This window comes from Aquibium carbonis (assembly GCF_003970795.1).
Lineage (GTDB): Bacteria > Pseudomonadota > Alphaproteobacteria > Rhizobiales > Rhizobiaceae > Aquibium > Aquibium carbonis.
The window spans coordinates 26,980-43,133 of the sequence record NZ_RWKW01000007.1; the positions used below are offsets into that span (position 1 = coordinate 26,980).

Consider the following 16,154-nt stretch of genomic DNA (forward strand, 5'->3'; position numbering starts at 1 on the left):
CGTTTGCCGTGGACCAGGAACAGGAGACGCATGATGACCAAGCAAACGCCGGAAGAGACCAGGAAAGCCAACGAAAGCATCAGCCGCGCGGACGACAAGTCCGGGAGCCATCGCCAGGGGACCTCCCTTGCGGGTCGCTATGGTGTGGCGGCCAGCGCCATGGCCAGCGACGACGGCGAAAAATCGGAAACGGAACGCGCCGCCGAGCGAGCGAGCAAGAGCGACGACCGGAGCTAGCCGCGCCGGACTTCCACTCTCGGCCGCCTTTCCCTATGCTCTGCCGAGAGGACGGGAAAGCGGCCGATGAACGCGGGTTGGGTGAATTTTCTGGCACTGGTCGCTGCCGTGGCGATCATCGGCGGCGCCGTCGCCATCTTCCGTCTTGCGGCGACGCGTCCCGCCGGTCGCAAGGTGGCCGGTCCGACCAGTCCGTCGAAAACGGCGCGCCGCAAGGTCAACCCCAAGACCGGCGACCTGTTTCCATAGCGAGACATGCGCGACCGCAGCCGGGACACGGCCGATCCTGCTCCAGCCTGGCCGTTGCGAGGCGTTCCCGGGTGGCCGAGCGTCCGCATACCGGGACCATGGCAAGGCATGCGAGGCGGGGCTGCAACGCCGTAAATGCATCAGGGTGCCGCCCTGCCCAGTAAAGCCGCAGAGATCATCAGCGTCATCACCGACAATCCTTGACGCCGAAGTCGGCGGATAGCAGGATCGAAATGCCGCGCATGCTCGTTGTTTTGGGGAAACTGCGACCTCGTTGCGTGGTCATTTTTCGTGGATGGCGGGGGTGCCATGGAAAACGAAGCGTCCGGCGGCGCAGATCAGGCTGCGATCGAAACGGCCATCCGTGGTTTCTTTGCCTCGGTGCTCGACCTCGACAGGGTCGATGCCTCCGATGATTTCTTCGCGCTCGGTGGCGATTCGCTCGCCGCCGAGAACCTAATGATCGAGATCGAACGCCACTTCCGGATCACCATTTCGGTGTCGGCGCTGGTGGAAGCGGCCACGCCCTCCCGCCTCGCGGACGTGGTGGCGCGCCTGCTCGCCCGCAATGCCGGTTCGGTGCTGCTCACCGCGCGCTCCCGCGGAGCCGGGCTTCCGCTGCACTGCGTCCACGGCGGTGACGGCACCTCGACCTTTCCGGCCAGGCTTGCCGAACGGCTGGCGACGGACAATCCGATCTACGGTTTGCGGGCACGGGGCCTCCAGGATGGGGAGGTTCCCCTAGCGACTGTCGGCGACATGGCCGAGCTCTACCTGTCGGCCATCCGGGACGGCGTGCAACGCGAAGGGCCTTACCTGCTGCTCGGGCATTGCGGCGGTTCGATCGTGGCCTACGAGATGGCCCGCAGGCTGATGGCGCGAGGCGAGACGGTGGCCGGGCTCATCCTCATCGATCCCGAGACCGACCGTCGCGCGCCCTACCTGCACGCCACCGGCGCCGCGCTGGCGTGGCGCGACCTGAAAGGCCGGGAGCGCGCGGCGCGGCTGGCCTTGCGTCTGACGGTGAGCCCGGGCGTCACCGGGGAGCGGCGGCGGCGACTGGTGCACAGGGCCATCAGCGTGGCGGTGATGCGCTACCGTCCGCAGCCGATCGGCTGCCCGACACTGTTCATCTGCACCGAAGCGCGCAAGCGTCCGCTGATGCACCCCGAGCGAGGCTTTCCCGCCCTGCTTCCCAGAGGACGCTTCGTCACGCTCGACGTCGCGCACGAAAAAATGTTCGTCGACACGATCGGCGATGTCGTCGCCGCGATCGCCGGGTTCATCGAGGAGGTCGGGGACGCCCCATTGCTGAAGGAGATCCCCGCGCGTGAACCTCTACACCCGTCTGGCGCAGTTGGCGCGATCCCAGCCTGACAAGGCGGCCATCGAGGGAACGTCGCACAGTCTGTCCTACCGCGAACTCGACGTCGCGGCCCGCCGTGTCGCGGCCGGTCTGCGAAGCCGCGGCGTCGGCACCGGAGACTTCGTCGGCCTTCGCCTCAAGGACACGCCGGCGCATGTCGCCGCGTTCTTCGGGGTCATGCGGCTGGGCGCCGCCATCCTGCCGTTCGACTGGCGCGGCACGCAAGCCGAGTTCGAGCGCGTGAAGGGGCAGTTCGGCCCCGCGATCATCCTCACGGATGGCGGCGCGCCTGCGGGGCTGGCCGGCGCGATGACCGACCTGGCGGATGTGATGCAGGCCGAACCGGACGAGGAACCCGTCGCGCCGGTCGAGAACGCGCCCATGGGCCTCAGCCTCACCTCCGGCACCACAGGCACGCCCAAGGCCATGGTCGTCACGCACGAGCAGTTGCATGCGCGTTGCGCGGCGAGGACCATCACCGGCGTCTTCCGCCCGGACGACCGCTATCTGTCGACCCTGCCGCTCGCCTATCCGGCCGGCCGGGAACATGCCATCTGCGTCATCCTTCTCGGCGCCACGCTCGTGATCTTCCCGTCCCTCTTCGAGCCGGGGGAACTCGTCGATCACGTGAACGCCAATGGCATCACCGCGCTGATCATGTCGCCCAATTCGACGCGGGCGCTGCTTCGGATGCGGCCAGCCAGCGGTCTGCTCATGCCCGGGCTACGCACGATGATCTCCGCCACGTCGAAGCTCCAACCGGAGGAACGCACCGATCTTCTGGCGCGCGTCGCACCCGGGCTGATCGACTATTACGGCAGCACGGGCACCGGACCGATCGCGGCGATCACCAGGCCGGCGGACATCGTCGCGCCGTCGGCGGTCGGGCATCCGGTCTTCGGCATGGAGGTCGAGATCGTCGATGACGACGACACGCCGCTGGCGCTCGGAGAGACGGGCAACATCCGCGTCCGTGGTCCCGCGGTCAGCACGCGCGCGATCGGCGCCGCCGACGAGCGGGAGGGCTTTCGCGGCGGCTGGTACTATCCCGGCGATCTCGGCAGCCTGGGCGAGGACGGGCTCCTGCATCTGCACGGCCGCGCCGCGGACCTGATCAAGCGCGGCGGGCTGATGGTCCACGCGCAGGAGGTGGAGCAGGCGCTGCGGCGCCACGCTTCGGTGCAGGACGCCGCGGTGGTCGGCGCGCCGTCGGCCACGCTTGGCCAGGACGTGGTGGCCTTCGTGATGGCGAGCGGCCCCGTCGACGCGCGTGACCTGATCCGGCACTGCCGCCGGGAACTGGCGCCCTACAAGGTTCCGGCCCGCATCGAGTTTCGAGATGCACTGCCGCGAAACGCCTCCGGCAAGGTGGTGAAGGCTGCGCTGCTGGAGCTCCTTGAGTGACGAGGAACGACCCGGCCGGAGCAGCCCCGCCGGACCACGACACATCGCCTCGAAGGTCATCCCGCCATGGCGGCCCGCGCTTGGACGGCGCGGCGAACTCGGCTAACACTGCCGCATCGCCAGCCGGGGAGGAACCATGTTTTCCAAGATCCTGATCGCCAATCGCGGCGAGATCGCCTGCCGCGTCATCCGCACCGCCCGGCGCATGGGGGTGAGGACCGTCGCGGTCCATTCCGACGCGGATGCCGCGTCGCTGCACGTCGCGATGGCTGACGAGGCCGTGCATATCGGCGCGTCTCCCGTCAGCGAGAGCTATCTCAAGGCCGACCGGATCATCGAGGCGGCGCTGGCGACCGGCGCGCAGGCGATCCATCCGGGTTACGGCTTCCTGTCGGAAAACCCCGGCTTCGTCGACGCCGTGACGGCCGCCGGGCTCGTCTTCATCGGCCCTTCGGCGGATTCCATCCGCGCCATGGGGCTGAAGGACGCGGCCAAGCGGCTGATGGAGAAGGCCGGCGTGCCCGTGGTGCCGGGCTATCACGGCGAGGGCCAGGCGCTGGTGCTGCTGGCCGGCAAGGCCAACGAGATCGGCTATCCGGTGCTGATCAAGGCGCGGGCGGGCGGCGGCGGCAAGGGCATGCGCCGGGTCGACCGGCCGGAGGATTTTCCCGATGCGCTGAGCGGGGCGCGACGCGAGGCCAAGGCCGCCTTCGGCGACGAGGCCGTTCTGATCGAGAAATATGTCGACAAGCCGCGCCACATCGAGGTGCAGGTGTTCGGCGACAATTTCGGCAATGCCGTGCATCTCTACGAGCGCGACTGCTCGGCCCAGCGCCGCCACCAGAAGGTGATCGAGGAGGCCCCCGCCCCCGGCATGACCGACGCCATGCGCGCGGCGATGACGAATGCGGCGGTGAAGGCCGCGCGCGCCATCGGCTATTCCGGCGCCGGCACGATCGAGTTCATCGTCGACGCGTCGGAGGGACTGAGGCCCGACCGCTTCTGGTTCATGGAGATGAACACGCGGCTGCAGGTGGAGCACCCCGTGACCGAGATGGTGACGGGCGTCGACCTGGTCGAATGGCAGCTTCGGGTGGCGGCAGGCGAGACGCTGCCGCTGGCGCAGGAGGAGATCCGCCTCGACGGCCACGCCTTCGAGGCGCGCATCTATGCCGAGGATGCCTCGCGCGGCTTCCTGCCGGCCACCGGCACGCTGCACCACCTCGTCTTCCCGTCGCGCGCCCCCGAGGGCGCCGACATGCGCATCGAGACCGGCGTGCGCCAGGGCGACGCCATCTCGCCCTTCTACGACCCGATGATCGCCAAGCTGGTGGTCAAGGCACCTTCGCGGCCGGCCGCGCTGACGGCGCTGTCGCAGGCGCTGGCGGAGACGGAGGTCGCGGGCTCCGTCGTCAACATCCCCTTTCTGGTGGCGCTGGCCGGCGACCACGACTTTGCAGCCGGCGATGTCGACACCGGCCTGATCGGCCGCAAGCAGGACGCCCTGACGGCACTGCCCGGCGCGTCGCGCCAGGTGGCGGCGCTGGCCGCGCTGGCGGCGTCCGGCGCGCGCAGTTCTTCCGACGCATCTGATCCCTGGGAGGCGCTGGCCGGCTACGCGCATTTCCATCCGGTCGGCAAGCGCGTCAACCTGAAGCGCGGCGACGACGACGTGTCGGCCCGCATCACGGCGCGCCGCGACGGTCGCCACGCGGTGGCCTTCGACGACGGCGAAACGCTGGTGGTGGACGAGGCGCATGCGTCGGCGGCACGCGTGGCACGCTGGCCGGGCCATGTCACCGTCTTCGAGGGTCCCGTCGGCCACGGCTTCGTCATCGCCGATCCGTTCGAGGCGGCGGAAGACGCGGCGGCCAGCGGCGACGCCCTGCGCGCGCCGATGCCGGGGCTGGTGAAGATCGTGCGCGCTTCGGCGGGCGACACGGTGCGCCGCGGCCAGGCGCTGCTGGTGCTCGAAGCCATGAAGATGGAGCACACGATCGCCGCTCCGCACGACGGCACGATCGATGCCATCGCCGCCGAAGGCGCTCAGGTGAGCGAGGGAACGGTGCTGGTACGGTTCAAGGAGGGGTGAAGGCATGGCGAAAGAACTGGCGCCCATCCCCCCCGGCGAGATCCTGCTCGAGGAGTTCATGAAGCCGCTCGGCGTGTCGCAGAACCAGCTGTCGCGCGACATCGACGTGCCCGTGAGCCGCGTCTCGGCGATCGTCAAGGGCGAGCGCGGTATCTCGCCCGATACGGCCCTGCGGCTGGCACGCTATTTCGGGACCACGCCCGAACTCTGGCTCAACCTGCAGGCTTCGCACGACCTGCGCGTGCTGCGTGCCCGCGACTGGGGCGAGATCGAGAAACGCATCCGGCCGCTGAACGCGGCCTGACGAGGGCAACGGCTCCGCACCCCCGGGTCGGTCAGACCGACGCTGACGACCATTGAAAAGCGAAACCGCGCCGGCCTCCCCAAGCCGGCGCGGTTTTGGTGGCGGCGGCCGTCGCGCTGTCCTTCAACCGCGACGATCCGTCTTCTCCCGCCTAACCCGACCCACTTGTCCGACGCCGCCCGTATCCCAATCCTTAAGATTGCGTCGGCGCAGACAATAAATTCGTCGGCATCGCGCCGCGGCGGCAGAGACCACCGATCCCGGCGCGAACGGTCGACGCCTTCAGTGCATCGTCATCCACTCGCGGGCCTCGCGCAGGGCGCGGGCGATTTCCAGCTTGGTCATCGAGGAGGCCACCTCGCCGCGCAGCCGGGCGGCGCGATCCGAGCCCTTGATGGCGGCGATGTTGAACCATTTGTGCGCGGCGACCATGTCGATCTCGCAGTCGCGGCCGGTGGCGTACATCATGCCGAGTTCGAAGAGAATGTCGGCCTGGGCGTTGTTTCCGATGTCGCCGAAACCGGCGTCGAGCATTTCGAAGCGTGCCATTGTTCCAGTCCCCGTTGGTCTCGTGGAAGGGGCGGTTTTTCTCGTCTTCCGCCGCTCTTCCGATGCTTCACAGGATGCCGGGAAGCCTTGAATCCGTCGTTAAATGGCTTGCTTAACCTGGAGAAAACAAAACTAAAACAAGAGGTAAAGGCGAGATTTCGTTAAGGATGGAAATGGCCGGATTCCGCGGATTCGACGAAATTTCGTGTCAAATGCAATCGAGCCGCGAAAACCCTTCGCTAACCACCCGACACGGTCGGGCGATGGCGCGGCCGATCGTCGGGACGAGAAAACGACGATCCGGGCACGAAAATAATCCCTCGACTTCCGCTGCGGCACTGCTTCCGCGCCCCGGCGCCTTGGATTACGTTGACGTTCGCGTAAGCTTTCGCCGGACGCCCGTCCGGCCAGATGAGGGAGAGGACATCATGAAGCGTATTCTTGGACCGTGCATTGCGGCGCTGGTCTTGTCAGCCGGTGCGGCCTTCGCGGACCCGATCGAGGGAAACTGGAAGACGGCGTCCGGCGAAACTGCCGTGATCGCGCCCTGCGGCGGCGATTTCTGCATCAAGCTGAAGACCGGCAAGCACGCGGGCAAGCAGATCGGCAAGTTCGGCGTCAACGGCGCCAATGCCTACAAGGGGACCATCACCGACCCGAGCGAGGACAAGACCTACAGCGGGTCCGGCAAGGTGGCAGGCCGTTCGCTGACGATGAAAGGCTGCGTGGCGGCCATCTTCTGCCGATCCGAAACCTGGTCGAAACTGTAGAGCCCGACCCGGCCGGCACGGGCCAGGCAAGACAAAGCCCGGGCGACGCGAAGGCATCACCCGGGCTTCCTGAAGCATGGGGCGCGGTGACGATCAGGCGCGCGCCTTCTGTCCGAACAAGATTTTTTGCGCATCCTTGTCGTCGGCGAGGTTGCGGCGATGCTCCTGGCCGACGGCCATGGCGCGCTCGACGGCGGGCCGCGCCATCACCGTCTCGAACCAGCGCTTCAGGTTCGGGAAATCGTCGATGTCCTGTCCCTGGTTCTTGTAGGGCTTCACCCAGCCCACGCAGGCCATGTCGGCGATCGAATAGCCACCGGCCAGGAAGTCGCGGTCGGCGAGCCGCCGGTTCATCACGCCGTAGAGACGGTTCACCTCGTTGGTGTAGCGGTCGATCGCGTAGGGCACCTTCTCCGGCGCGTACTGGCGGAAATGATGCGCCTGGCCGCACATCGGCCCGAGGCCGCCCATCTGCCAGAACAGCCATTCGTCGACCGCCACGCGGGCGCGCTCGTCCGCCGGGTAGTACTGGCCGAATTTGCGGCCGAGATATTGCAGGATCGCCCCGGACTCGAACACCGAGATCGGCTCGCCGCCCCATTTTCCATCTGAAGACGGGCCTTCCGGGTCGACGATCGCCGGCATGCGGTTGTTGGGCGCGATCGCCAGGAACGAGGGCTCGAACTGCTCGCCCTTGCCGATGTTGACGTATTTCACCTCGTAGGGAACGCCGAGTTCCTCCAGCATGATGGTGATCTTCCAGCCGTTCGGCGTCGGCCAGTAGTAGAGATCGATCGGCGTGGTCTGGGTGGCCATGCATCCCTCCGTTGTTGGATTCGGCGCCAAGAAAGGCGTTCGCGTTCGCGAAGGCAAGGCCGCTCGACTGGTCCAGCAGTCATCTTAACGTGTTTGAACGCCACATGAACGGCCTCCTCAGAGGCGGTTCAGCCCGGCCATGCGAAAACGCCAGCATGGAGGGACAGACCATGCCAGCACGACGCCTCGCGATCGCCAGCCTGACCGTTCTCGCCGCCGGCGCGGCGGTGACCGTTTTGGTGGCCGAAACCAGCCGTCGCGCCGAATCCTGGGAGATCGGGCTCTACATTCCCTGTGTCTTCGAAGAGGGCCTGGTCTGCCGCCCGCCGAGGCACTGATGCCCGCCAACGAGACCGGCCGCCGGAGCGGCAAGACGATCAGGACGATGCTGATGACTGCCCTTCCCTTTCCCCTTCAAGCCCATGCGCTCGGCGCCGCGCTCGCCCGCATCGCGCTCGTCCTGCTGATCCTCTCGGCCCCCATGCTGGCGCTGGCCGGCAACGGCTCGGGAGGCGGCAATTTCGTGGGCACCGAGATCCAGCGGTCGAACGGGGCCGGCCTGGTCATCATGTTCGGCCTTCAGCGCGCGCGATAATCCACGACGAGCCTGCATGGTCCCCCTCGCACTGTCATGATCGTGCCCCTATAATGGGACATGGAAAAGCGAATCTATCCTCGACCCATCGAAACGATCGACCGTCCGGAGCCCTTTGCCCGCCAGAGCTTCACCACGGCGGAAGAAGCCGTGGCGGCGCTGAAGTCGCTCTACGACCGCAACACCACCTTCCTGCGCGAGGCCTTCAACGGGCTGTCGGGTTCCGGCGCGCCGGACAGACGGTTCCGCGCCTATTACCCCGAGGTCGGCGTCACCGTGGCGAGCTACGATTCGGTCGACACACGGCTGGCCTACGGACACATGCCGTCGCCGGGCCAGTATGCCACCACCATCACCCGGCCGGATCTCTTCGAGAGCTACCTCGTCGAGCAGTTCAGGCACATCATCCGCAATCACGGGGTTCCGATCACGGTGGGCGAATCCGAAACGCCGATCCCGGTCCACTTCGCATTCCTGGAAGGAACCCATGTCGAGGCCTCGGTCGCCGACCGCATCAAGCGGCCGCTGCGCGACATCTTCGACGTGCCGGACCTGAACGGCACCGACGATCACATCGCCAACGGCACCTACGAGCCGGCGCCCGGCGAGCCGACGCCGCTGGCGCCATTCACCGCCCAGCGGATCGACTACTCACTGCACCGGCTGTCCCACTACACCGCCACGAGCCCGTCGCACTTCCAGAACTTCGTCCTGTTCACCAACTACCAGTTCTACATCGACGAGTTCGCGGCGCTGGCGCGCGCGATGATGGCGCGCGGCGGCGAAGGCTATGCCAGCTTCGTGGAGCCGGGCAACATCGTCACCCTGCCGGGCGAGCCCGACGAGAACCCGGTCGCCATCGCCCGCATGCCGCAGATGCCGGCCTATCACCTCACCCGCCCCGACCATGGCGGCATCACCATGGTCAACATCGGCGTCGGCCCGTCCAACGCCAAGACCATCACCGATCACATCGCGGTGCTGCGGCCGCACGCCTGGCTGATGCTCGGCCATTGCGCGGGCCTGCGCAACACCCAGGCGCTGGGCGACTACGTTCTGGCGCATGCCTATGTGCGCGAGGACCACGTGCTCGACGACGACCTGCCGGTCTGGGTGCCGATCCCGGCGCTGGCGGAGGTGCAGGTGGCCCTTCAGGAAGCGGTTGCCGAGGTGACCGGCCTGTCCGGCTACGACCTGAAGCGCATCATGCGCACCGGAACGGTGGCCACCATCGACAACCGCAACTGGGAACTGCGCGACCAGCGCGGGCCGGTGCAGAGGCTGTCGCAGTCGCGCGCCATCGCGCTCGACATGGAATCGGCCACCATCGCGGCCAACGGCTTCCGCTTCCGCGTGCCCTACGGCACGCTGCTGTGCGTTTCCGACAAGCCCCTGCACGGGGAACTGAAGCTGCCCGGCATGGCGACCGATTTCTACAAGCGCCAGGTCGCCCAGCATCTCATCATCGGCATGAAGGCGCTGGAGCGGCTGGCCGCCATGCCGGTCGAGCGGCTGCATTCGCGCAAGCTGCGCAGCTTCTCGGAGACGGCGTTCCAGTAGCGGGTTCTTGAAACCGACATGATTTGGAGGCACCGCTGCGCGATGCCTCCGTCTCCCGATCGTGCCATGGCCAACCTGGCGAAAACCCTCGCGCTGCTCGTCACGCTTGCGATCTCGCTGCCGCTGGTGGCCGGCTTCCTCGGCTGGATGCACCCGGCGCTGGACTCGTTCTCGCATTTCCGCACGCATCTGGCGGTGCTGCTCGGGCTGGCCGCGCTGCTGCTGGTGGCGACGCGGCAATGGCTGCATGGGGCGGCCGGGCTGATGCTCGCCGCCGGCGCTTTTTCCACCACGCTCGGCGCCATGCCCGGGCAGGCCTTCGCCCATTCCGACGCGACCGCCATCGAGGCGCCGCGCTACCGCTTGCTGCACCTCAACCTGGGCGCGTCCCGGCCGGCGCAAGTCCTGTCGCTGATCGGGCGCACACGTCCGGACGTGGTCACGCTGAACGAGACGTATCCCGCCTGGCGGCAGAGCCTCGAAGCGATCTCGGCGGCCTACCCCCATCGGCTCGCCTGCCCCGACCCGCGGTCGATGGGCAGCGTGCTGATCCTGTCGCGGCGGCCGTTCCTCGACCATGGTTCCTGCGGGCTGGACGGGCGTTTCGGCCTCGTGACGGTCGATTTCGGCGGCCATCCGGTCGAGGTCGCCAGCCTGCACCTTCTGTGGCCCTGGCCCTTTTCCCAGCCCGACCAGGTGCGAACGCTGGCGCCGGCGCTGGCCGAACTCGGCGACAAGGCGCTGCTGGCCGGCGACTTCAACGCGGCCGAGTGGAGCGCAACGGTGCGCCGGATTGCCGATGCAGGCGGGTTTACGGCTGCGCCGCGGCTTGGCCCGACCTGGCTCGTCTACTCGGCGCCCGACGCGCTGCGGCGCTGGATCGGCCTGCCGATCGACCATGTGCTCGCCAAGCCGGGCGTGGTGCTGCTCGACGCCCGCCGCCTCGACGGCGTCGGCTCCGACCATCTGCCGGTGCTCGTCGACTTCATGCTGAAGCCGGAGCGGCCCCCCGCGCGGCAGACCTTCGCGGTCGCCGCGCGGTAGGCGCGCTGCGCCGTCGTCAGCTCTGCGGGCTCAGGCGCAGGACTTCGCCGTCGCCATGCTCGGTCAGCACCCAGAGATCGCCGTCCGGGCCGATCTTCACGTCGCGAATCCGCCGCCCGATCTCGATCAGTTCCTCGTTGACCACCTGACCGTCCTGAAGCGTCACCCGAACGACGCCCTCGCCGCGAAGGCCGCCGATCAGCATGTCGCCCGTCCAGTCGCCGAAACTGGAGCCGTCGGCCACGAAGGTGAGGCCGGAAGGCGCCAGCGTGTCCTCGAAGATGTGAACCGGCGAGATCTTTCCTTCCATCGCCGTGCCGACGCCGAGCGGCGCCCCGGAGTAATCTTCGCCGCCGGTGATGAACGGCCAGCCGTAATTGTTGCCGGCGATGATCAGATTGATCTCGTCACCGCCCTGAGGCCCGTGGTCGGCGGCCCAGACCTCGTTCGTCGTGGGATGGACGCCCAGTGCCTGGATGTTGCGGCTTCCCATCGAGAAGATATAGCGATCAGGCTCTCCTTCCTCAGCGGTGAACTGCGGATTGTCGTCGGGAACGTCGCCGGTGTCGGTCATGCGCAGCACGGAGCCAGCCTGGTCGGCGGCGTCCTGCGCCCGCTCGAGATTCCGGCGCTCGCCGATGCTGAGATACAAATGGCTGGTCGCCGGATCGAAGGCCATGCGTCCGCCGAAATGCAGGCCGCTCGAATCCTGGTCGTCTTCCTTCATGACGAAGATGTCCTCGACGTCGTCGAATCGAATGTCGCCGTCCTCGTCGACCACGCGCCCGCGCACCACCACGACCGCCGCCCCGCGCTCGGTCTCGCGCGAGTAGCTGACATAGGCGTAGCGGTTTTCGTCGAATTCGGGATGAAGGACGACGTCGAACAGGCCGGCCTGGCTTCGCCCGGTCTCGCCATCGTAGCGGAAGAGGTCCGGCGCCTCCCAGATGGCCTCCGAGACGCCACCCTCGCGCGAACCGACGCGGAGGGTGCCGGCGTTGCGCTCGGTGACCAGAAAGCGGTCATCGGAAATGAAGGCGAACCCCCAGGGATGGTCGAGACCTTCGGCCACGGTCTCCACCGACAGGGAATAATGCTCGGTGGAGACCGGGTCGTACTCGGCCAGCGCGGGCGATGCCAAAACCAGCGCGAGGGGGGAAACGAGGGCAAGGCGTATCGGGAACGTCATGGGTTTCTCCTGACAGGTTGGTTGCTGTACCCCAGCCCAACCGCGTCCCGGCCACGATGTTCCGAAATTCCCGAGGGATCCCGGACGCGCCATCTTCTCCCCACGAACGAGCCATGAAGACGCCACGCCGAAGGGTTTTTCGTCCGCCGGAGCCGGGTCCCTGACGAGACGGAGCCCGTCACCTCACATGTTCGGGTAGACCGGTCCTTCGCCGCCTTGGGGCGGCACCCAGTTGATGTTCTGGTTCGGGTCCTTGATGTCGCAGGTCTTGCAGTGCACGCAGTTCTGCGCGTTGATGACGAAGCGGGCCTCGGGATTGCTGTGCGAGACCTCGCCACCCTTGGCCGATGCGCCGGGGCCGCCCGCCAGCGCATTGCCGTCGGCATCCACCCATTCGTAGACCCCGGCCGGACAATAGCGCGTCGAGGGTCCGGAATAGACGCCGTATTCCGACGCCTTCTGCAACGCCGGATCCTTGACCTGCAGGTGGACCGGCTGGTTCTCCTCGTGATTGGTGTTCGACAGGAACACCGACGACAGGCGGTCGAAGGTCAGGACGCCGTCCGGCTTGGGATAATCGATGCGCTTGTGGCGCGCGGCCGGCTCGAGCGAGGCTGCGTCCGTCTTGCCATGCTTCATCGTGCCGAAGACCGAAAAGCCGAGGAGCGAGTTCATCCACATGTCGAGGCCGCCGAGCCCGACGCCGAGCCAGAGGCCGAGCTTCGACCAGAGCGGCTTGACGTTGCGAACCGTCTTCAGGTCCTTGCCGATCTCGGAATCGCGCCAGGCCGCCTCGTAGCCGGAAATCTCGTCGGCCGAGCGGCCTGCCGCGATCGCCTCGGCGACGTGCTCGGCCGCCATCATGCCCGACAGCACGGCGTTGTGGGAACCCTTGATGCGCGGCACGTTGACGAAGCCCGCCGAGCAGCCGATCAGCGCGCCGCCCGGGAAGGTGAGCTTCGGCACCGACTGCCAGCCGCCCTCGGTGATGGCGCGCGCGCCGTAGGAGAGCCGCTTGCCGCCCTCGAAGGTGTCCCTGATCGTCGGATGCGTCTTGAACCGCTGGAATTCCTCGAAGGGCGAGACGTAGGGGTTCTTGTAGTTCAGGTGGACGACGAAGCCGACCGCGACCTGGTTGTCCTCCAGATGGTAGAGGAAGGAGCCGCCGCCGGTGGCGTTGTCGAGCGGCCAGCCGAAGGAGTGCTGCACGAGGCCTGGCCTGTGCTTCTCGGGCGCCACCTGCCACAGTTCCTTGAGGCCGATGCCGAACTTCTGCGGTTCGCGCCCGTCGGACAGGCCGAACCTGGCGATCAGCTGCTTGGCGAGCGAGCCGCGCACGCCCTCGCCGATCAGCGTGTACTTGCCCATCAGCGCCATGCCTGGCGCGTAGCCCGGCCCGCGGCTGCCGTCGCGCTCGACGCCCATGTCGCCGGTGACGACACCCGTCACCGCGCCCTTGTCGTCAAAGAGCAGTTCGGCCGCCGCGAAGCCGGGATAGATCTCGACGCCCAGCGCCTCGGCGTGGCCGGCCAGCCAGCGGCAGACATTGCCGAGCGAAACGATGTAGTTGCCGTGATTGTTCATCAGCGGCGGCATCAGCATGTTGGGCAGGCGCACCGAGCCTGCCGGCCCGAGCACCAGGAAATGATCGTCGGTGACGGGCGTCTTGAACGGATGGTCGCTTTCCGAGCGCCAGTCGGGCAGCAGCTTGTCGACACCGACCGGATCGACCACCGCACCCGACAGGATGTGCGCGCCGACCTCCGCGCCCTTCTCGAGCACGACGACGGAAAGCTCGGGGTTCACCTGCTTCAGGCGGATCGCCGCGGCAAGCCCCGCCGGGCCCGCGCCGACGATCACCACGTCGAATTCCATGCTCTCGCGTTCAACTTCGCTCATCGTCGTCCTCCAGCTTTCCGGCCGTCGCCGGATGGCATCTGTCTTCGGCGGTCTTACTGCAACGGTTGCGGATTGCGATAGCACAGGTGTCGCAAGCGTCAAATTTCAGCCGGTTGGCCGCCCCGGCAGAGGGTAAATTACTTACCTTGACGTAAACGTCAATGCGACATTGCATTCCTCCCCTTTCCCGAAAACGCCGGTTGCGGGAATTTCCCGCTGCTTCATACTCACGGGAAAGGAGGATCACCGCGATGTGGTTCCCCCAGGCTGGGCTGGCGGCAAGGCTGGGCGCAATCGCGATCGCCATGGCGGCGTCTTCGCCGCTCGGCCAGGCTGCCGAGAACACATCAGGCGGCAGGACCGCGGCGGCGGTGCGAACCGACGACGGCCAGTGGCAGGCCGGCGCCTACGCCTTTTCCGACGAACTCGGCGGGTTCAGCATCCTGTCGGCCTCCGGGCGCGGCACGCGCGGCGATCCGATCGTGCTGGTGCAGGCGTTCCACTCCGCCAGCCCGGTGACGCTGACGATCCGCGCCATCGGTCCGGTCCGGGCCTTTGCCCATGAAGAGGGCGTGGCCAACGGCTTCATCCGCATGGTGGTGGTCGCCGTCAATCGCAGCGGCCTCGCCTGGACCGAGTTCGAATTCGAGCTGCAGGAAGTGCTCGGCACGCCCAGCGGCTACAGCGACGGGCTGTCGTTCGACCAGCGCCGCCGCGACGGCGACAGCATCGTGTCCGATGCCTTCGCCCGTTTCGACCGCGCCTTCGAGCCCCATGACCGGCTGCGCTTCGAAGACGGCTTCGTCGATCCGGGCAAACAGGCCCGCTTCGAGTTCCTGATTTCCGACTTCACGCCGGTCGCCGAGTTCTACCTCGTTCAGGACCCGCGCATCCCCGCTTCGTGAGGGCGCGGTGCCCGCCGTTTCGGCCGCCGGTTCAGGCGGCAACCAGTTCGTAGGGCCGCGCGTCGTCGTTCATTTTCTGGATCTTGATCGGCTGTTCCTTGGCGGTCGGCACGCTGCGACGCGACAACTCGTCGATCCCGGTATCGGTCGGCAGGTCCAGCTTCTCGATCGCAAAGCGCCGCAGCAGCGCTTCCGCCGAACTGTCGATCTCGATCTCGTTGCGCTCCCAGCGGCCGATGGTCTGCTTGTCGCGATGGACGAGCACAGCGAGTTCCGCCTGCGTCAGGCCCATCTCGGTGCGGAGAAAGCGCAATTCCTCGCCCGCAATGCCCTGGGCATGGCTGACGATGCCGAGCGCGATGATACGATGCAACTCGTTGATGGCGGGGATCGTCACGATCTCCTCACCATCTTCGTCGGTCTCGACGGCAATTCCCTCGATGTAGACGTTGAGCAGACCGCTTTCCGTGTAGTGATGTGCCTTATTCATCGTCTTCAACTCCCATGATCGAGCCAGCCTTGCGCTCGAACTCGTCGATCCACATGACAGTGACCACCTTCAGAAGGTGCTCAGCCTCGGCGGGAATCACGACGACTCCGATCGATCGGCTGCCGCTGTTTGGTGTCTTGCAGTCCACCCGGTAGCGGTACGTTCCCGGAGCGAATGCAGGCTTTGGCGGCTGATGGACATTCCCGAATTTGAGAGCATGCAGGATGTCCGAAATCACCAGCCCTCGTTCGGCGAGTCTCTCCCGCGCGTGGAGCCTGTAGGATAGGCTGAGCCTGGGATCGCGCGCGATGGAGCGGATCCTGCTCGTTGCGCGGTCGGGGAGCCATGGCTCCAGGATGGCCACGATGCTCCTCCCCCCACACCTATGTGTATCACCATGATACTTTCATGGAAGTTTGTAGTCAAGTGCGGGCATCGGCTCGACCTGGCGAAGCCATTTCCCTCGCTCGCCAAAACCGTCTAGAACCCAGCGATGGACTCCGGCCTGCCCGATCTCAGGGAACTCTTGCTCTTCTACGCCGATGCCGGCGCCGACGAGGCGCTGGAGGATTCGCCCGTCGACCGCTTCGCCGAGAGCGTGCCGCTGCGGCGGGCGGCCGGCGCCTCCGGCGGGGCGCTCCAGCAGGAGGGGCCACCGACCCGCGACCGGGCTGCCGCCGACGGG

General features: G+C 67.1%; 18 protein-coding genes and 1 pseudogene. 13 read left to right on the forward strand and 6 right to left on the reverse strand.

What is annotated here, in order from left to right; translation table 11 throughout:
- The first annotated feature begins 30 nt into the window (after window positions 1-30).
- From EJC49_RS02915 to EJC49_RS02940, 6 genes are all read left to right on the forward strand, one after another.
- Window positions 31-237, forward strand: a complete 207-nt coding sequence (locus EJC49_RS02915; protein ID WP_170314584.1) for a hypothetical protein — start codon at window positions 31-33, stop codon at window positions 235-237.
- Window positions 238-303: 66 nt separating this feature from the next.
- Window positions 304-486 carry a hypothetical protein gene (locus EJC49_RS02920; protein ID WP_126697965.1) on the forward strand — a complete coding sequence of 61 codons (183 nt, stop codon included), beginning with the start codon at window positions 304-306 and terminating at the stop codon, window positions 484-486.
- A gap of 309 nt (window positions 487-795) precedes the next feature.
- Entirely contained in the window at window positions 796-1,863 is a 1,068-nt protein-coding gene (locus EJC49_RS02925) for an alpha/beta fold hydrolase (protein ID WP_126697966.1), read from the forward strand.
- The gene (locus EJC49_RS02930) at window positions 1,817-3,256 is read left to right on the forward strand and encodes a class I adenylate-forming enzyme family protein (protein WP_126697967.1); all 1,440 of its coding nucleotides are present in this window, start codon (window positions 1,817-1,819) and stop codon (window positions 3,254-3,256) included. Before EJC49_RS02925 ends, EJC49_RS02930 begins: the two co-directional genes overlap by 47 nt.
- Window positions 3,257-3,392: 136 nt before the next feature.
- On the forward strand, window positions 3,393-5,348 hold the full coding sequence (locus tag EJC49_RS02935) for an acetyl-CoA carboxylase biotin carboxylase subunit (protein ID WP_126697968.1): 1,956 nt from the start codon (window positions 3,393-3,395) through the stop codon (window positions 5,346-5,348).
- A 4-nt stretch (window positions 5,349-5,352) separates the two neighbouring features.
- Window positions 5,353-5,652, forward strand: coding sequence for a HigA family addiction module antitoxin (locus EJC49_RS02940; protein ID WP_126697969.1), 300 nt, complete (start codon window positions 5,353-5,355; stop codon window positions 5,650-5,652).
- A 282-nt stretch (window positions 5,653-5,934) separates the two neighbouring features.
- Here EJC49_RS02940 and EJC49_RS02945 read toward each other — a convergent pair whose 3' ends face one another.
- Window positions 5,935-6,201, reverse strand: coding sequence for an SEL1-like repeat protein (locus EJC49_RS02945; RefSeq protein WP_126697970.1), 267 nt, complete (start codon window positions 6,199-6,201; stop codon window positions 5,935-5,937).
- A gap of 428 nt (window positions 6,202-6,629) precedes the next feature.
- Between EJC49_RS02945 and EJC49_RS02950 the strand changes: the two genes are divergently transcribed.
- On the forward strand, window positions 6,630-6,971 hold the full coding sequence (locus EJC49_RS02950; protein WP_126697971.1) for a DUF2147 domain-containing protein: 342 nt from the start codon (window positions 6,630-6,632) through the stop codon (window positions 6,969-6,971).
- A 93-nt stretch (window positions 6,972-7,064) separates the two neighbouring features.
- Here the strand turns inward: EJC49_RS02950 and EJC49_RS02955 are convergent, their stop codons facing one another.
- Window positions 7,065-7,787, reverse strand: a complete 723-nt coding sequence (locus tag EJC49_RS02955; protein WP_126697972.1) for a glutathione S-transferase N-terminal domain-containing protein — start codon at window positions 7,785-7,787, stop codon at window positions 7,065-7,067.
- A gap of 170 nt (window positions 7,788-7,957) precedes the next feature.
- Here EJC49_RS02955 and EJC49_RS25540 point away from each other — a divergent pair, with 170 nt between their 5' ends.
- From EJC49_RS25540 to EJC49_RS02970, 4 genes are all read left to right on the forward strand, one after another.
- Window positions 7,958-8,125 (forward strand): hypothetical protein, encoded by a 168-nt coding sequence (locus tag EJC49_RS25540; protein ID WP_170314585.1) that lies wholly within the window; start codon window positions 7,958-7,960, stop codon window positions 8,123-8,125.
- Window positions 8,125-8,382, forward strand: a complete 258-nt coding sequence (locus EJC49_RS02960) for a hypothetical protein (RefSeq protein ID WP_126697973.1) — start codon at window positions 8,125-8,127, stop codon at window positions 8,380-8,382. The genes EJC49_RS25540 and EJC49_RS02960 overlap by 1 nt, the downstream gene beginning before the upstream one ends.
- A 60-nt stretch (window positions 8,383-8,442) precedes the next feature.
- Window positions 8,443-9,942: an AMP nucleosidase gene (locus EJC49_RS02965; RefSeq protein ID WP_126697974.1), complete on the forward strand. Its 1,500-nt coding sequence runs from the start codon at window positions 8,443-8,445 to the stop codon at window positions 9,940-9,942.
- Between the two features lie 66 nt (window positions 9,943-10,008).
- On the forward strand, window positions 10,009-10,986 hold the full coding sequence (locus EJC49_RS02970) for an endonuclease/exonuclease/phosphatase family protein (RefSeq protein ID WP_126697975.1): 978 nt from the start codon (window positions 10,009-10,011) through the stop codon (window positions 10,984-10,986).
- A 16-nt stretch (window positions 10,987-11,002) separates the two neighbouring features.
- Here EJC49_RS02970 and EJC49_RS02975 read toward each other — a convergent pair whose 3' ends face one another.
- Window positions 11,003-12,175 carry a PQQ-dependent sugar dehydrogenase gene (locus EJC49_RS02975; protein WP_170314586.1) on the reverse strand — a complete coding sequence of 391 codons (1,173 nt, stop codon included), beginning with the start codon at window positions 12,173-12,175 and terminating at the stop codon, window positions 11,003-11,005.
- A 183-nt stretch (window positions 12,176-12,358) separates the two neighbouring features.
- The gene (locus tag EJC49_RS02980) at window positions 12,359-14,074 is read right to left on the reverse strand and encodes an electron transfer flavoprotein-ubiquinone oxidoreductase (RefSeq protein ID WP_126697977.1); all 1,716 of its coding nucleotides are present in this window, start codon (window positions 14,072-14,074) and stop codon (window positions 12,359-12,361) included.
- 251 nt (window positions 14,075-14,325) lie between these two features.
- Here EJC49_RS02980 and EJC49_RS02985 point away from each other — a divergent pair, with 251 nt between their 5' ends.
- The gene (locus EJC49_RS02985; protein ID WP_245453239.1) at window positions 14,326-14,979 is read left to right on the forward strand and encodes a hypothetical protein; all 654 of its coding nucleotides are present in this window, start codon (window positions 14,326-14,328) and stop codon (window positions 14,977-14,979) included.
- A gap of 31 nt (window positions 14,980-15,010) precedes the next feature.
- Here EJC49_RS02985 and EJC49_RS02990 read toward each other — a convergent pair whose 3' ends face one another.
- A complete protein-coding gene (locus tag EJC49_RS02990) occupies window positions 15,011-15,469 on the reverse strand; it encodes a helix-turn-helix domain-containing protein (RefSeq protein WP_126697978.1) in 459 nt (152 codons plus the stop codon).
- Window positions 15,462-15,833, reverse strand: a complete 372-nt coding sequence (locus EJC49_RS02995) for a DUF4258 domain-containing protein (protein ID WP_126697979.1) — start codon at window positions 15,831-15,833, stop codon at window positions 15,462-15,464. Before EJC49_RS02995 ends, EJC49_RS02990 begins: the two co-directional genes overlap by 8 nt.
- Before the next feature lie 129 nt (window positions 15,834-15,962).
- On the opposite strand from EJC49_RS02995, the pseudogene EJC49_RS26010 reads away from it, so the two are divergent.
- Window positions 15,963-16,154 (forward strand): annotated as a pseudogene (locus tag EJC49_RS26010) (uracil-DNA glycosylase); the annotation flags it as partial.

Bases quoted from the DNA above. Each gene is read 5' to 3' on its own strand.
- EJC49_RS02915 (WP_170314584.1), top strand. From the start codon at position 31: ATGATGACCAAGCAAACGCCGGAAGAGACCAGGAAAGCCAACGAAAGC.
- EJC49_RS02920 (WP_126697965.1), top strand. From the start codon at position 304: ATGAACGCGGGTTGGGTGAATTTTCTGGCACTGGTCGCTGCCGTGGCG.
- EJC49_RS02925 (WP_126697966.1), top strand. From the start codon at position 796: ATGGAAAACGAAGCGTCCGGCGGCGCAGATCAGGCTGCGATCGAAACG.
- EJC49_RS02935 (WP_126697968.1), top strand. From the start codon at position 3,393: ATGTTTTCCAAGATCCTGATCGCCAATCGCGGCGAGATCGCCTGCCGC.
- EJC49_RS02940 (WP_126697969.1), top strand. From the start codon at position 5,353: ATGGCGAAAGAACTGGCGCCCATCCCCCCCGGCGAGATCCTGCTCGAG.
- EJC49_RS02945 (WP_126697970.1), bottom strand. From the start codon at position 6,201: ATGGCACGCTTCGAAATGCTCGACGCCGGTTTCGGCGACATCGGAAAC.
- EJC49_RS02950 (WP_126697971.1), top strand. From the start codon at position 6,630: ATGAAGCGTATTCTTGGACCGTGCATTGCGGCGCTGGTCTTGTCAGCC.
- EJC49_RS02955 (WP_126697972.1), bottom strand. From the start codon at position 7,787: ATGGCCACCCAGACCACGCCGATCGATCTCTACTACTGGCCGACGCCG.
- EJC49_RS25540 (WP_170314585.1), top strand. From the start codon at position 7,958: ATGCCAGCACGACGCCTCGCGATCGCCAGCCTGACCGTTCTCGCCGCC.
- EJC49_RS02960 (WP_126697973.1), top strand. From the start codon at position 8,125: ATGCCCGCCAACGAGACCGGCCGCCGGAGCGGCAAGACGATCAGGACG.
- EJC49_RS02965 (WP_126697974.1), top strand. From the start codon at position 8,443: ATGGAAAAGCGAATCTATCCTCGACCCATCGAAACGATCGACCGTCCG.
- EJC49_RS02970 (WP_126697975.1), top strand. From the start codon at position 10,009: ATGGCCAACCTGGCGAAAACCCTCGCGCTGCTCGTCACGCTTGCGATC.
- EJC49_RS02975 (WP_170314586.1), bottom strand. From the start codon at position 12,175: ATGACGTTCCCGATACGCCTTGCCCTCGTTTCCCCCCTCGCGCTGGTT.
- EJC49_RS02980 (WP_126697977.1), bottom strand. From the start codon at position 14,074: ATGAGCGAAGTTGAACGCGAGAGCATGGAATTCGACGTGGTGATCGTC.
- EJC49_RS02985 (WP_245453239.1), top strand. From the start codon at position 14,326: ATGTGGTTCCCCCAGGCTGGGCTGGCGGCAAGGCTGGGCGCAATCGCG.
- EJC49_RS02990 (WP_126697978.1), bottom strand. From the start codon at position 15,469: ATGAATAAGGCACATCACTACACGGAAAGCGGTCTGCTCAACGTCTAC.